The following is a 15889-nucleotide window of genomic DNA, read 5'->3' on the forward strand; positions in this document are numbered from 1 at the left end:
CCCATCCAGCCACCCTCTCGTGATAGGGTTGTCATGCTCTGATCGCGAGAGGGTTGAGAGTTCACTCGAGCTCGAATGTGAACTCGTTCACGCCTTCCTTGACCGTCGCCTTGAGGGGCGTTTTGGCGGGGTCGCGGTAGGTCTTGCTCGGCATCGCCGCGCGAGGGGGCGGTTGCGCGGGGCCGTCGGAGTTCTCGACATCCCGGGAAGGCAGGGTCGTCATCACCGTCACGGCGTAGTCGCCGGCTGGGACGCCGTCATCGGCTACGTACGTGCTATGCGAGAACTTGCCTTTCTCGTCGGTCTCGGTCGTGAGCAGCACGGGCAGGCCCGTCTGGCCATCGGGAAGCTGGACCTTCGCCGGGTCGGTCGGGTGGAAACGCACGAAGGCCCTGGGGAGGGGCTTCCCCTTGTAGACGACCTTCCCCACCGCGGGGAAGACCTTGAAGCGGTAGCCGTCCGAATCGTTGCCGCAGGCCGAGAGGCAGAGGCCTGCGATCGCGGCCGACGAGTAGGCAATCCAGCGTCGAAGCATGGTGGATGTCCGTCCGAATGGGGTGATTGCGGAATTGTCCCCGAGTGGAGAACGCGTCCTCGAATGCCTCGATGGCACTGGAGGACGCGGACGTGGGGACGCCCGTTGACGACGATGGGTCTTCGTCGTCAACGAGCGAGGATGTGGATTCGTCAGAACTGGTCGGAGGAGAGGACTTCGCCCATACCTCGGGTGAGAAGCCGCACGTAGATCCGGATGCTCGTCGTGCTCTTGATGAAGCGGACGGAGCCGTCGCCCATCAGGTAGTTGCCGCCGCCGGGGTGGAACGAGTAGTCCTCGTTGCCGTTGTAGCAGCTCGTGAAGCAAGGCCCGGGGTTCTTCGAGCCATCCAGCGTGAAGCTGTGCAGGGTGTACCCGGTGTCGTAGTCGGCCCAGCCCCCCGCGGAGCCTTCGCCAGGGATGACCGAGGTATCCCTGCGACCGCCCGAGCGATAGATGTGCGGCCGGCCGGCGTCCTCGCTCATCATGATCGTGTTCGACAGCCCGTCCGTGACCTGCGAGTGGTAGGTCACGTTGTTGGGCTCGCCCCCCGTCACGTTGCGGAGCATGGAGTACTGGCCGGCGTCCTTGAGGTCGACCATGTCGGTGGCCGCGAGCAGGGCCTCGATACCGTTGCTGATGGCGTAGTCCGAGGTGGCGGTCCGCACGTTCGTGAAGGGGCCGCCGGAGGCCACGGCGTCGCCGTTGGCGTCATCGAACGTGTGGAACTTCTCGCTGTTGGCCGACGACGGGCAGAGGAGCGTCGGGATCAGGGTCACGACGGCCGTGGAGTTCTGCGACTTCCGGAAGTCCTGCTTGACGTTGTAGCTGTTGTAGAGATTCACCTGCTCCATGTAGGGCAGGATGTGGGTGAAGACGTAGCTCGAGGCACGCTGGCCGCTGGGCAGGATCGTCCCATCGGGATTCACGTTGATGTTCATCGGCTGGCAGATGCCGGAACCTCGGATCCCCGACGGGGGGAAGAAGCCGTTGGCGCTCTCGAAGTTGTGGAGGCCGAGACCCACCTGCTTCAGGTTGTTCGTGCACTGGGCACGACGGGCAGCCTCGCGGGCGCTCTGCACTGCGGGCAGAAGCAGGGCGATCAAGACGGCGATGATCGCGATGACGACCAGCAATTCGATGAGGGTAAAAGCGGCACGGGGGGGCATGTCGCGGCGAATCATTCCGTAGCGTCCGGTCCTGATGGGGGGTAATGGATGATCAAGACAGCAAATTCTGTGATCAGTATGCCCATTCAGGTGAGGCTGACGTGAGCGAATCGAGAAGTTTCGATGATGATGGTCGGGATATCGAAATCCGATCACTCCCTCGTTCGTGAATTTTTGGATGTACGGATCGTTGGCGGAGAGTCATCTGAATTTCAGGGGATTTCGTGTTCCACGAGGATGCGTCGGACCTCGTGGATGACCTCCGGATGGTCCTGGCAGAGATGGGCTGCGGTGACGACCCTCTCCGACTCCACGCCTTCGAGGTGGGCGCTCGCGTAGGTGACGAGGCCGTCGGTGGCGTCTGAAGCCTGCTGGCCCTTTCGAACCGCGATGATCGAGTGCGCCTTGACCGTCGCGGCGACGTTCAGGCCGTGCAAGCCCTTGAGGATCGGAGATCCCCACTCGAGCTCGTCGATGCTGGTCGGGAGCCCTTTCCTGAAATGCTCCTTGAAGAACTCCTTGTCGTTGCGGGCGATCAGCCTGTGATGCACGGACCTCAAGGGGTCGGGCAGTCGCACGAGGCGAGTGCCGATCCGTTGCAGAGAGCCGCGATCGACGTGGCTCCCCTGGTGCGGCGTCGCGATGAAGACGACCCTCCGGATCTCGGGACGAGGCCGGAAGATGACCGCCTGCCTGAAGATGTCGCGATCGCTGGCGTCGGCGGACAGTTCCTCGAACTTCCGGTCGCTGATCATGTGCCAGAGCCGATCGCCGCTGTCGACGACCATCATCTTGCTCAGCAGTCCGCCCATGCTGTGGCCCACGATGACCATGCGGGCAAAGGCCGGGTCGGAGTTCTGGGGGTCGAACCTCCGCCTCGCCTCTTCCAGGTTGTGCCTGAGCAGCGAGGCCGAGTACGGGATGGGATCCCCCGTGGCGTAGCCGAAGGTCCAGAACTGATAGCGGCCGTTGAGCTCGTCGTCGGTTTCCAGGGCCTTGATCATGCGGTCCCAGGACCAGGGGCTCGACCACAGCCCGTGCACGAAGACCACCGGGATTTTCCCCGGTGTGTAAGGATGTAATAGCGAGAGCCCGGTGGACTCATATCGAGCCAGGTCGGAGATGGTCGACGCCGTCGCCTTGATCGGTTCGTTCGCGTTCAACGCGGCCGGGGGCGCCTGCGCCCGGGCTGCAGGGGCAGTGACCGTCATGACCATCCACGCAGCAACCCATCGCGAAACCCGATGCCGGCTCATTCGAGCGACTCCATGCCGATCACTCGGCGACCTTGTCGACATGTCAATGGTCGTCCGCCATCATCAAATTTTAGTGACCCGCAAAGGTGAGTGAAGTCCTCACCAACGTCCTCGGCCCATCTCCCGAAGGGAAATTGCGGATCTCCCGGATGGGGCAAGGATGGGATCAAGCCCTGTGTTCGCGGCCCTACACATCTAGGCGAGACGGAGAGTCAGTCCGAGCTCGACCAGTCCGGAACGAACTGCTCCATGTACCAGAACCCGTTGGCCACCCACTGTTCGATGTCTCCTCGCCCCTCGTACGCCATTGCGCAGAGTTCCATGGCGCGGACGAGCCTCGAGAACGACGCTCTCTCCCACTCCAGTTGGACCCTGAGCGTGAGCAGGAACGAGCCCTCGTCTGCCTCGAATTCACGCCGAAGCACCGCCATGAAGTCGTCCATCGTCGCCGGGGCCTCTTCCGTTCCGAGGTTATTCGGTAGCCTGATCGCTTCAGCCAGTTGGGCTCCTTCGCCAAATCCGATTTGTGCCGACGCAGTCCTCGGATAGCCCGAGCGAACCGTCAACCTCAAGACTTTTTCGGCTTCTTGCGGAAGCAACCCGGGGTATGGTCGTTGACGATGCCGGTCGCTTGCATCCAGGCATAAACGATGACCGGGCCGACGAATTTGAAGCCGCGTTTCTTCAACGCACGCGACATTTCTTCGGAGAGCTCCGTCTTCGCCGGGACGATCCCCGTCGTGTTCTCGATCGGAGTTCCGCCGGCTAGCGACCAGACGAACGTCGAGAAGTCGACCCCCTCCTCCGCCATTGCGAGGTAAGAGCGGGCGTTGCCGATCGTCGCCTCGATCTTGGCTCGTGACCGGATGATGCCCGGGTTCTCGAGGAGGCGGTCGACGTCGGCCGGCCCATACCGCGATACGACCTCGGGGTCGAATCCCTGGAACGCTTCGCGGAAGGCCTCGCGCTTCTTCAGGATCGTCAGCCACGAGAGCCCCGCCTGGAAGCCGTCCAGGATGAGCTTCTCCCAGAGTGCACGACTGTCGCGCTCGGGTACGCCCCATTCCTTGTCGTGATAGTCGAGCAGCAGTTCATGGCTCTCGGCCCAGGCACAGCGGCCTAATTCCTTCGGCATGACTCGGCCTCCACCGCGAGATCTGTCTTCGGGCCGTCGTGGCCTTCCGATCGTCGCGACCACGAGAATGATCGAATCGCGGTCAAATCCGTCAAGACGTTTGGGCGGTCAACTCGGTCAAGCCCCGCCCTGCCCTTCGCCGGGTTCATTTCGTCGTTCAGGCTCTGCTAGGGCGAATAGAACGGGTGATCCGGCATGCCACTCGTTGACGAAACTAAGGGACTGGAGCGCCTCGCCGCGGCCCATACGATCCTTCACGAGGGGCCGTTGGCATCTGACAATGTGGTGTCACCGGGGCGTCGTCGACGCGATCTCTACCCTTACCGTGTCGGCAATGCCCTATTTCGTCTCGCCTTGGAATCAGCCAGGAGAAAAGCATGGCGGTTCATCTCGGATGGCAGGAGATTCTGCTGCGGCTCATTCTCACCGCTATTGCGGGCGGTCTGGTGGGATTGAATCGAGGCGAGCATGGACGACCGGCCGGGCTCCGGACGACGATGCTCGTTTGCCTGGCCGCGGCGGTCTCGATGATCCAGGTGAACCTGCTCCTCTCGATGGCAGGAAAGCCCGCCGACTCGTTCGTCTCGCTCGACCTGATGCGTCTTCCCCTGGGCATCCTAACGGGGATGGGATTCATCGGCGGAGGCGCCATCCTCAAGAAAGGCGACGTGGTCCTTGGGGTCACGACCGCGGCGACGCTCTGGTTCGTGACCACCATGGGGCTCTGCTTCGGCGCCGGTCAGATCGGGCTGGGGTGTGTCACGCTCGCCCTCGGGATGCTCGTCCTGACGACCCTCAAACACTTCGAAGCCTGGATCCCGCGCGACCGCAAGGGAACCTTGGTGTTAACCGCGACCTTCGACGGACCCGCCGAAGAGGTCGTCTTTCAGCGGATGCACGACGGTGGCTTTACGGTCTCGTCATCGGCGGTTCGCTACGAGATGACCGAGAAGCGCTGGACCCTCGTTTGCGAGGTCCGCTGGCCATCCCGATCGAAGGATCCTCTCCATCCCCCGGTCATCAAGCAACTTGCCGAACTTCCCGAAGTCCTCAGCCTCGAATGGACACCCGAAGGCCTGGTGGATCATGTGTGCAAGCCCTGAGTATTGGGCCTCGCGAACATATTTGCAGTGAATGATGCGATTCGGTGTTTTACTTGAAGAAGCGAACGTATTTAAAACGAGTTGATCATTGGCGTGACGGCCGATCGGGCGATCAACCCCGGCTCGCCACCGGTTCCGGCTCGACCTGCGTAGGGATCGCCTTACGACGGGCGGCGCGGCGGGCTTCATACAGCTTGGCGTCGACGATGAACCGGAACCAGAAAGTCTGCAGCACGTAGAAAATGAAGCCTTCGGAACCGTCCAGGAATCCGAAGCGGAGGAAGTATCGATAGAAGAAGAGGGCGAACGGGCGGACGAACAGGGGCGTACGGTCGTAGAGCCCACGCAGGTAGCGTTTGCGCTCGACGGGGTTGCCCCAGAAGCTCGCCTGGACTCGCCTGTCCGTCTGCTTCGCGAGGATCTCCTGCACCTCGGCGTCGGCCCAGCGGTTATGCCTCGCGGTCCACTCCGACAGGCTCATCTGGATATCATCAACCATGTGGTTCTTGAGCTGTTGCGTCGGACCATCCGCGTAGAAGTGCTGATCGTAGAGCCGGGCCTCGCAATGCCCCATGCCCGTCTTGAACAGACGCATGTGCCAGGTGGGGAACATCGCCCCGTGCCTGATGGGCTTGTCCATGAAGTGCATCAGGCGCGGGACGTGGTAGCCGACCACACCACCCTCACCGACATTGAGGGCTTTGATCTCCGCGAGCAGGGCGTCCGAAAGTCGTTCGTCGGCGTCGAGGTGGAGTTGCCAGTCGTGCTTGAGCGGCAGGTTTTCGATGGCCCAGTTACGCTGGGCCCCGTAATTCTCGAAAGAATGCTCGGTCACGTTGGCGCCAAACTCGCGTGAGATGTCCAGCGTCCGATCCTTGCTGTAGGAGTCGACGACATGGATGTCGTCGGACAATCCCGCGACGCTCGCAAGTGTCTTCCCGATCGAGGCTTCCGAGTTGAACGTCAGGATGACAACTGAGATCGGCATGTTCCACTCCGCAAGTGCGTCGGGACGTCCTGAATGAGCCCTCGGCCTGCAACCACAACGCAAGCGTTCCGCGGGATCTCAACGCGAGTGATTTATCAACGAACCCCAGTGACCAAGGATTCGCCTCTGTTTGACGGCCGCGTGGTGATTGGGGTTTGGCCTTGCTAATCAGCAGGCGCAAGCAGGCTTCCTTGGGCTGTGACCGCAGCAGGTGTCGGTGGGCCTGGGCTCGTCAGCGGGGATTCCCTGCTTGACGCGAACCGGCAGGCCGGTCGTTTCCCGCCAGACGGTTCCTTGCTGGCTGTCGAAGCTTTCGTGGTAGCTCAGAAGCACGCCGTGAGAGTTCAGCTGCGGGACGAAATCTGGCTGGCTTCGCCACTCCTGGCACTCGCCGCCATTTGTGTTACTCACCGCAAGCGCGCAGTTAAAGCCTGTCTCGCTTCGCAGTCCATTGAGCGTGCGAAGGAAGAGGCTACCCAAAGATTTATGGAGATCCTGCGAAGAGAGGTTGAAGACCTCCTGCCGAGCTCTCCCCTGCCGGCCTCCTGCCATGCTTTCGCTCCAAACTCCTGGTGTTCGATCAGCCAATATATATGACAGGCGGAGGGCAGGATTTCAACGGACTCCCTTGCGACGACCCAGTCGACGACGGTCAAACGAGGTCGTGGAGCCGGCGTTTTCCGACTGGCGGGCAGGACGCGGCGAGGTTCGTTGCAACGATGGCGTGATACTAGGTAAACTGGTGAGCTGTACGAATTTTCTCCTTGAAGCGGTAGGAACAAGCTCTATGAGGTTCGTGGTGACCATCGACGGGCCGGCTGGCTCCGGTAAGAGCACCATCGCCCGTCGTCTCGCCGGTCAACTCGGTTGGCGTCTGCTCGACACCGGGGCGATGTACCGCGCCGTGACCGTGGCAGCCCTGCGGGCTGAGATCGATCTCGAGGATGAAAAGGCGTTAGGTGAACTCGCGGCTCGCACTACCGTGCGTCTGCTCGATGATCGAGTCTTGCTCGATGGCGAGGACGTCACGACCCTAATTCGAAGTGTCGATGTCACTCGTGCCACGAAATATATCGCAGGAAGCCCGAGAGTTCGCACTCAACTCGTGGAATGGCAAAGACTTGCTTCCGAGGATAACCACCTCGTGACCGAAGGTCGCGATCAGGGGACCGTCGTTTTCCCCGAAGCCTTCTGCAAGTTTTATCTCACGGCCAGCCTTGAAGAGCGTGCCCGCCGACGTCATGAAGAATTCACCACGAAGGGCCAGATCGGCTCAATCGAGATCGTGCGGAAGGATCTCAGCGATCGAGACGACGGTGATGCCTCACGCACCATAGCTCCGATGAAGCCCGCGGATGATGCCATCCTAATCGACACGACCGACATGGATCTCGACCAAGTCCTCACACGGATCGAGTCCGAAGTCCGCGCTCGGCTCCAATGTCACAACTCGCCCAGCTGATCCGGCGGCCGGCCAAGAATACTGCACGCGATCTCGAATACAGATCCCGTAGATACCGGATCCTTCGCGAAGTGCTCACGGCGTTTGGTGACTTACGTCATTACTCTAGACAACAATCCGTGTTCATTGCCCAGGCATGTGGTGCCCAAAAGATTTCACCACTGGTCTGGACGCACTGAAGCGGCGAAAGAACTTTGCCGCGAGTTGGCCGTGGTCCAAGAGACGGATCGAATCAAGACGAAGTCCTCTCAACCCAAAAGGCGGACACCGTCAGTGAAGGCATTCTATGGCTTCACTGGCTAGGAGAGCGGCAGAGCCTTCGGAACGACGGAAGATTAACGGAGGATTTCAGTCATAGTGTGGTAGGCAATGCAATTCTAGTGCCATCGTCTGCGATGCAAGAACTAAGCTTGAATGAAAACTCATACAATTCATGCAGGCTAACACTGTTGACATCTTGGACTTAGATCAAGAACTCTGGGCTCGGTTGAGCGAGCTCAACCGAAAGTCGTGGGATTTTAGATGTAAAATCAACGTGGAGGGGATTTGCGGCAATTGAATTTGCAGGGATCGACATTCAGGTTTTTTTGATGACGAATGCATTATTAGGCCTGAGTGATGCGATGAAGATGGTACGCTGCACGCAGGTTTGCGGCCACCACTTCATGTCCACTGATTGACAAAATGCGCCCTTTAAGGTAAACTATCGGTGTTGCGCTCTTGAAATAGGTTGTTCTGTTTCGGCGAGATTTGATAGGGCGAGTTGTCTCAAGCAGGTGTTCAAATCTCCTTCAAGAGGATTAAGTTATCAGGTATTTTGAAAGTTCCTATATGTCTTTATTTTTCTTGTGTCGTGGCAATCTGGGGAGCTTGGCTTTTAAGGTTTGGATGATTCTTAGTCCTTCTCCTGAAATGATTTGCGCTTTTGAAGAGCGGTAGTATTAAGGTGGTTTTGGTTTCGATTGTTTCGCTGTTGAATCTTCGATGTTTGGCGCTTTTGCCTTCTTGATTCTTGTGAATGTGCTTGGCTTGTGATTCACGGATCGCGGTTGACCTGCGGGCAATTTTGAAGAATTAGAAGTCTCTAATTCGCCCGCGGCTCTCAGGAACGAAATCAATTGATTGACTTCAACTCCGAACAAGGCTACTCTGGTCGGAGAAGTTCCGCAGGAGCCTTACCCACCTAAAGGCTTCGATTTTCAGAATTCTTAGCCTCCCGCCACGGATCGGCATTTCTCCCTAACTCCCCCTGTCAGCCGATGCTTTGCGCAAGAACAGGGCGTTTACACGCAGGCTTCTTCTTGCGGTTATCGAGATTCTTTCTCGATGGAACATTACCGGAAGCTCGAACTTCGTGCCTCGTAGGCATCAAGATCACACGACAGATCACAGGTCGTGTTAGGTTCGGGTCGGAAATGGCTCCTCCTTAAGAAGCGTTTGGGAGATTCAGCCAGGATTGTTTCCTAATTGGCTGTGTTAGGTGTCCGATCTTAGGGTGGGAAGAGATTTTCCTGAAGTTGAAACGGGTATTGACCTGAAATCTATGGATGAAGGGTGATTTGGACGGGGCTTTTGAGGTCGTATAAAATAGTCTCGGTTCATCCCGGTGGTCTTGCTGGTGAATCTTTAATGAATTGTTCCTTAGGTTGTGGATGGTGCAGCGAGGGTGGTTTCCTCGAAACCCGAGGAGGCAAGATGGATTTGCTAATTTTGGTATTATGTTTGTTTGAAAAGGCGTGCAGTTGATTTAATTCTACGCTAGTTCATGAGTCGACACTATTCCGACCGGTTTTCGTACGATGCGGGGTTGTTTTCGGATTTCTGCCGTCACATTCGCGGTATGTTACTCTACTGTAGTGAGTATCCTGCTTCATGGGAGTGGTTTCGACCTGGACCGATCCGAGCAGCTTGATGATTCCTGTCCTAGGATTTGGGTATGTTCAATTAGTAACCATCCTTGCCTCGAGGCCTTCCTCTCCCATCCCCTGATTGATCCCCTTCGAGATGAATAAGAAGATTTGTCAGACCCAAGGCTCGATTTGCGTTTCGAGTGTGACAGATCCGGCGATGTATCTCGATACAGAATCGATAACGCTTTAGCGGTAGATACAATCCTGTGGCCAACCCGCTGCCAAAATATTCTAAGAATTACTCCAGCCTCTCTTCCGACAGACTTGTATCCACGGAGATTCCTCAGATGAGTCTGACCAAGAAAATCCTGAGCCTTGCCGTTCTGATCGGGGCGGCCGGACTCGCCGAAGGGTCGACGGCCCAGGCCGCCACCAAGAAAGACAAGTTCGCGGCTTTCCTGGCCCTGCCCACCACGCTTTCCGCCCAGAGCACCGCGACCATGGTGACCGCGCCGACCACGCCGGCCGCCGCCTTCGCCGCTCAGCGCAGCTCGCTCCGCGCCGCCCGTGGCGTGACCGCTGCCGCGACCCCGACCTCGCTGAACCCCTTCCAGCTTCGCCAGTTCATCATCCTGCAGCGTCAGTACCTGCGGTTGATCAATCTGCTCAACCGCGCCGAACTCTCGCAGGAGCGTAGCCTCATGCGACAGCTCATCGCAGGGTTGATCACCCCCACCCAGTTCTCCACCAGCCTCCAGGGCGTCATCGCTCTCTACCAGCTGGCCAAGGACAACGCCACCGCCAACTTCCTCCAGGCCGCGACCAACTTCCAATAAGTCGCCCTAACCTACCGGTTCCTAGGGTCGACGTTCTCACGGAATCGTCGACCCGTAACGTTGTCATCGATTCCTTAAAGATTCGGTGGCAACATTCTTGATGAATCAATTTCCTGTCCAAGAGGCTGGAGTAATCTCTCGGGCAGGGGATTGATTGACGGATCGCTATCGTAAGCCTTTGGATTTGGCAGGTCTAATAGAACCCGATGAGCGAATTGACGATTACAAACCGGATGGTTGGCTTGAAGTGGGCCTCGGAGGCGATCTTGATCTTGATCGCCTGCTTGACCCCTTGGGCTATTGGAGGGGTCGACGCTTGGTCGGGCTTTCTGCTTTCAATTTGTCTCGTGATCCTGGCCATCATCCACACGGTGACCTCTTGGAGCCAGAATTGGTATAAGCGTGTTCTTTGCCTTCCAAGCCTCGCGATTTTTTGTCTTGGTATTTTGGGGATTGTGCAATCGCTTCCCATGACCCCCGAGCGGGTGAAGTCGCTCTCTCCCGCGACCTATAAGACTCGTGCTGACCTGACGGCGAGCGTTCCTCAGCGTACCTTGTTGGACACACAACCCCCCGTCGGGTTGCCCAGATCCACGCTGAGCCTCGACCCTGATTCCACCATTCATGTCGTTGCACAATTGGCGGGCTCGTGGATCCTTTTTCAGGTCGCCCTGGGATTGGGCAGTTTCGCTTCGCTCCGTCGTCTTGGCGTGGCGCTGATGGTCAATTCGACGGCCCTCACGCTCTTCGCCCTCGTCCAGTCTCTTTCCTGGAATGGAAAGATTTATGGAATCCGCCAATCTCCACAAAAAGATGGTTGGTATACGGGCGGGCCTTTCGTCAGTCACAATTCCCTCGCGGCTGCGTTGAATCTTGGCCTGGGGTTTGCTCTGGCTTTCTTCCTGCTTTCCAGTCAAAGACGGCGCTCTTCGACACATTCAAGGTCGCGGAACTACGCCTCTCGCAATAATATCCAATCCATCGCGAACAATTTCGTTAACAACTGGAGTGGCGACTCATTCCTCATCCCGGCTTACGCCGTTGGAATGATCCTCGTTGGAATCCTCGGCTCGCACTCTCGCGGTGGGTTCCTGGCGATGGCTCTGTCGGGACTCGTCACCGCCGCCCTGCTCCGTCCCAAGAATCTTTATTTTAAAGGGATCCTCGCGGTCCTGGCTATTATCCCGGTTCTTCTTGTTGTGCTCGGTACGACGTCACCCTTCGTGAGACTTCTGACCATCTTCGACGTGACGTCGTCCGGCTACACCGGCCGCTTTGACCTCTGGAAGCACGTCATCGCCGTTTGGCAGACCTTTCCAACATGGGGCGTTGGATTGGGAAGCTTCGCGTCGGCCGTCATGCCTTTCCTTGACTTTCGCGTCAATGGCCGCGGGTTTGTCTTTTTCTCCCACGCCGAGGATGAATACCTTCAGCTACTCGTCGAAGGTGGGATTATCGGGGCCGTCTTCGGGATTCTTGCGATTCTCGGTTTCGCATCGCTGATTCGACGAGCATACAAGAATGCGGTGGACTCCCAGGAACGCACCCTCGTGATGGGAGGGTTCTTCGGGTGCCTGGCTTTGGCTTTCCAGAGCTTGAGTGACTTCCCGTTCCATATTCCTGGGATCACCGTCCCCGCCCTGATCTTGCTGGGATATCTCTGCCGTCTCGGCCTCGACCGAAATTCCAGTGAGGCCGAGACAATTCATACACCGCTCACTAAACCCGCCATTGTCTGTTCATTTGCCGTTGGTATAGGAATGGTAGTGCTTGGCGCGTGTGTCGTTATGCACCAGTCGAAGCTGGCACGCGCCGAAGTCCTCATGGTTCGATCCGGCTTGCCGTTCCCGGGTAGCAGGATGCCCTCGGCCGGGATGGAAGATCTGTCCAAGGAAGACCTGGAACTTAGGCGAGCTGCTCTGACCTCTGTTGTTCGCATACGACCGAATTGGTGGGAAGGACATTACCAACTCGGTATGACCTACATGGGTCTCTTCGAAGTGATGGCCACCGAGTGGATTAACGACGCTACGGTGGCTGCTTCCGAGGAAGCCAAGGACAGCAAAGATAGCAAGGACGCTTCTACTCCTCCTTCCACCAAGCCTGCCCAAACTCCTGCCGACACCTCGGCGGATAAGCCTGCCCATTCACCCATGGCGGACCCGAATTGGTTGCACCTCGTTGTCCACTCGACTCCGGCCGACAAACTGGCTGAGGCCGGTGGTGTCCTCGAGCAGGAGCCAATCCAACACTATCTCATTCCCGCAGCGCGTGAGTTCCTCGAAGCGAGGCGGTGCAGCCCAATGTCTGCGACGCCTCATCTTCGACTTGCGACTCTCGATTATTTGATCGAGAAGGGCGAGCCGACCTCCGCCCACGTGGCTCGTGCGCTCGAATTGGCCGGGACGAATACTCCTGTACTCGATACCGCCGCCAAGCTCGCCGCGCAGGCCCAGGACCTCGATCTCGCGGCGAAATGCTGGAAGCAGACGCTGACGATCCGAGGAGGTGCTTGGGATGGCTGGGAAGATGTTGTTGATGCCGCCGGAACCTACCTCCCCCCCGACCTCATCCTCACCGACGTCCTACCCACCGGAGCACTCTACGCCCTCCGGTTCGCCGATCGAATCTACGGCGCCGAAGAGGCCGCGGAGGTCCGCACGAAGTTCCTCAAGGCCGGGCTTGAACGTTTGCCGGAGGAAACACGACTCTCCAAGGTCGAGATGCTCTGGCTCGAGGCTCAACTGAAAGCACGACTCGACGACCGCGATTTTGCTCGTCGGACCATGAAGTCGGTGCTCGAAGAGGAACCCTTCCGGACCGATCGACGGAAGGAATTCGCCGAATGGCTCATGGCCTGGGGCGACCTCGAAGAGGCTCATCGTCAAGCCTTGGTCGGGACCAATCTCGCTCCCAACAATAAGGAGATCCGCGAAACACTGCAAATGGTCAACGAGTTCCTCACGCGCGGCATCAGGGAGCCGGAGGAGCCGACTCAAAACAAAGATTCCCAAACTCTCGAAACATCCTCGCAGAACAATCGGCGACAATGAGGAAATAACAAGAGTTTGCGACGTTGAATTTGTCGTTAACCAAAAGAATTTACGATTCCATGATGGTTGCGTGATGCATGAGCGGAATCAGGCGATTCATCCCTTTCATGCCCGTTGCCATTCATAAAGGATTTTCACGGGATCATTCCCGCCTGCTTTCAGCCGAGGACTTCCACTATGTCGGAATTCACAGGCACGAACACCACGCAACGCTCACAAGTTGATGAATTCACCAAACTCTTGAATGAGTTTCCCAGGATACTCAAGCGGCGTTGGAGGATGGTCGCGGCCTCGGTCGCGATCTGCCTAACGCTCGCCGTGATTTACCTCGCCAAGGCCTCGCCCGTCTACGAAGCGACCGCACAGTTGCTGGTCCTCCAGCAGAGCGGGCGGCCGATCAGCGTGAATAACAATGACACGAGCCGCTTCAACGAGTCGGGCGGCAATGAGGATTACATCCCGACGCACTTGCTCCTCATCACCAGCCCGCTTGTCGTGAAAAACGCGATCGAGCGAGTGGGGGAGTCGCGGCTCCCGACCTTGCAACGCGACGCGAAGCCCGGCGAGACGGTCGTGGAGACCGCGATCGACCACTTCAAGGTGACGCGGCCCGAAAAGAACGCCAAGATTGTCAAGCTGGCGTACCGAGCCTACTCGCCCGAGGAAGCCACCCGATTCCTCGAGGCCCTGACGGAGAGCTACAAGAGCTTCCTCGAAGGGACCTTCCAGAAGACCAACGGCGAGGTGGTCCAGCTCATCACGCGGGCCAAGGATGAAGTCGAGAAGGAGCTGATGGAGGCCGAGAAGGCCTACGTCGATTTCCGCAAGAATTCGCCGATGCTCCTCCTCGATCAGGCGGGCCGCTCTTACATCACTCGTCGGCTCGAGCAGTGGGACATCGCTGCCAACGACATGATGATGAAGACCTCGAACCTGAAGGCCCAACTCGAACTCGTCCAGAAGCTCTCTCGCGAAGGGGTCGAGCTCTGGGCCATCGCCCACGCCTGCAGCCAGCTCGGCGGCGAGTCGACGAGCCTGAGCTCGGCGGTCGGTTCCGAATCCTTGCAGGCCAACTCGACAGATTACGTCCGCCTGTTGACCCAGAAGCAGCAGGAAATGGCGGAGCTGTACGGTCCGAACTACTCGAAGGTCCAGGCCCTCACCAAGCAGATCGCCGACGTCAAGGAACGCTCGCGATCGATGCGAGGGAAGCTCGAGGCCACCGAGGTGAGAGACCTCACCGAGGCGATCAATCAGTCGCTCAAGTCGGCCGAGTTGATCTATCAAGAGCTGATGACCAAGGTTCAGGAACAGCAGGATAAGGCGAAGGAAGTCGAGACCGTCCTGCTCATGGACCTCGACCTCCAGAAGAGCGTCGATCGAAAGCGAGACCTGTTCAACTCGATCGTGGATCAGTTGAAGCAAGCGAGGTTCGCGAGCGACTTCAGTAGCATCATCGCCCAGACGACCCAGCCTCCGAACGCCTTGTCGAAGCCGGTCGCCCCCAAGATCAGCCTGGTCCTGGTCATGGCCCTCATGGTTGGCGGTCTCTGTGGAGCCGGCATGGCATTCCTCTCCGAACGAATGGATCAGCGTATCCACTCGCTCGCCCAACTCCGTCAGATGCTGGATCTCGCCGTGCTCGGTCAGGTTCCCCTGATTAACGAGAAGACGTTCGGCTCGAAGGAAGAGGTGGCGCTGATCACCTCGACGCAACCCCGATCGCTCTGGGCCGAGACGTATCGGACCGTCCGGACGAATCTCGAATTCGTCCGCCGCGCCAAGCCGGCTCAGGTCATCCTGATCACGAGCCCGCACCCTGGCGACGGCAAGACGATGACCACCAGCAACCTCGCCATCAGCCTGGCCCAGACCGGCCGTCGCGTATTGCTGATCGACGGCGACTTGCGTAAGCCTTCCCACCACAAACTTTACGGCGTCAGCAATGATCGCGGCTTCAGCGACTTGCTCACCGGCAAGGCCAGTGTGGTTGATGTTGCCCAGCCCAGTTCGGCGATCAACCTCGACCTGATCACGACTGGCCCCGAGGTTCCGAATCCCGCCGAGTTGCTCGCATCGTCCCAGTTGAGTGACATCCTCAATGAGGCACGCGGCATCTACGACACCATCATCGTCGACTCGTCGCCGATCCTGGCGGTCACCGACCCGGCCATCATCGGCAGCTCGGTGGACGGGATCATCCTGGTCGTCCGCGAAGGCACGCTCAAGCTCAACGAAGCCGACCGGGCGCTCGAGATTCTCAATGCCTCGGGCACTTCGCTGCTGGGTGTCTTGTTCAACGGCATCAGCAAGGAAGGTCAGGCCGGCGGCTACGGTTATGGCTACGGCTACGGCTACGGTTATGGCTATGGCTACGGGACCTACGGCTCGAGCGAGAACTCCTCGAACGGCAATGGCCACGCCAATGGCACCGAGCCTCGCATCCTCAACGGTGAAATGCGAGAAGTCCATCGCAACGGGACGACGGCCAACCACGATTGA

At 58.5% G+C, this 15889-nt stretch carries 11 protein-coding genes; 5 read left to right on the forward strand and 6 right to left on the reverse strand.

The features are described from left to right. Nucleotides 1-61: 61 nt before the first annotated feature. The 5 genes from ACOYYX_RS27660 to ACOYYX_RS27680 form a co-directional block, all read right to left on the reverse strand. Nucleotides 62-535: a hypothetical protein gene (locus ACOYYX_RS27660; RefSeq protein ID WP_422925723.1), complete on the reverse strand. Its 474-nt coding sequence runs from the start codon at nt 533-535 to the stop codon at nt 62-64. Nucleotides 536-687: 152 nt separating this feature from the next. Next, complete coding sequence (locus ACOYYX_RS27665) at nt 688-1704, reverse strand: DUF1559 domain-containing protein (protein WP_422925724.1); 1017 nt, start codon at nt 1702-1704, stop codon at nt 688-690. Between the two features lie 212 nt (nt 1705-1916). Further along, entirely contained in the window at nt 1917-2915 is a 999-nt protein-coding gene (locus tag ACOYYX_RS27670; protein WP_422925726.1) for an esterase/lipase family protein, read from the reverse strand. A gap of 257 nt (nt 2916-3172) precedes the next feature. Beyond that, nucleotides 3173-3403, reverse strand: a complete 231-nt coding sequence (locus ACOYYX_RS27675; protein WP_422925728.1) for a hypothetical protein — start codon at nt 3401-3403, stop codon at nt 3173-3175. Nucleotides 3404-3528: 125 nt separating this feature from the next. Beyond that, a complete protein-coding gene (locus ACOYYX_RS27680) occupies nt 3529-4095 on the reverse strand; it encodes a DNA-3-methyladenine glycosylase I (protein WP_422925730.1) in 567 nt (188 codons plus the stop codon). A gap of 377 nt (nt 4096-4472) precedes the next feature. Between ACOYYX_RS27680 and ACOYYX_RS27685 the strand changes: the two genes are divergently transcribed. Next, complete coding sequence (locus ACOYYX_RS27685; RefSeq protein WP_422925732.1) at nt 4473-5198, forward strand: MgtC/SapB family protein; 726 nt, start codon at nt 4473-4475, stop codon at nt 5196-5198. Between the two features lie 112 nt (nt 5199-5310). Here ACOYYX_RS27685 and ACOYYX_RS27690 read toward each other — a convergent pair whose 3' ends face one another. Next, nucleotides 5311-6186: a glycosyltransferase family 2 protein gene (locus tag ACOYYX_RS27690; RefSeq protein ID WP_422925733.1), complete on the reverse strand. Its 876-nt coding sequence runs from the start codon at nt 6184-6186 to the stop codon at nt 5311-5313. Nucleotides 6187-6928: 742 nt separating this feature from the next. Between ACOYYX_RS27690 and cmk the strand changes: the two genes are divergently transcribed. From cmk to ACOYYX_RS27710, 4 genes are all read left to right on the forward strand, one after another. Beyond that, on the forward strand, nt 6929-7648 hold the full coding sequence (cmk, locus tag ACOYYX_RS27695; RefSeq protein ID WP_422925735.1) for a (d)CMP kinase: 720 nt from the start codon (nt 6929-6931) through the stop codon (nt 7646-7648). Nucleotides 7649-9845: 2197 nt separating this feature from the next. Further along, on the forward strand, nt 9846-10334 hold the full coding sequence (locus ACOYYX_RS27700; protein WP_422925737.1) for a hypothetical protein: 489 nt from the start codon (nt 9846-9848) through the stop codon (nt 10332-10334). 206 nt (nt 10335-10540) lie between these two features. After that, nucleotides 10541-13387, forward strand: coding sequence for an O-antigen ligase family protein (locus tag ACOYYX_RS27705; RefSeq protein WP_422925739.1), 2847 nt, complete (start codon nt 10541-10543; stop codon nt 13385-13387). Between the two features lie 177 nt (nt 13388-13564). After that, nucleotides 13565-15889: a polysaccharide biosynthesis tyrosine autokinase gene (locus ACOYYX_RS27710; protein ID WP_422925741.1), complete on the forward strand. Its 2325-nt coding sequence runs from the start codon at nt 13565-13567 to the stop codon at nt 15887-15889.

Source organism: Singulisphaera chitinilytica, from assembly GCF_049331405.1.
Lineage (GTDB): Bacteria > Planctomycetota > Planctomycetia > Isosphaerales > Isosphaeraceae > PoT.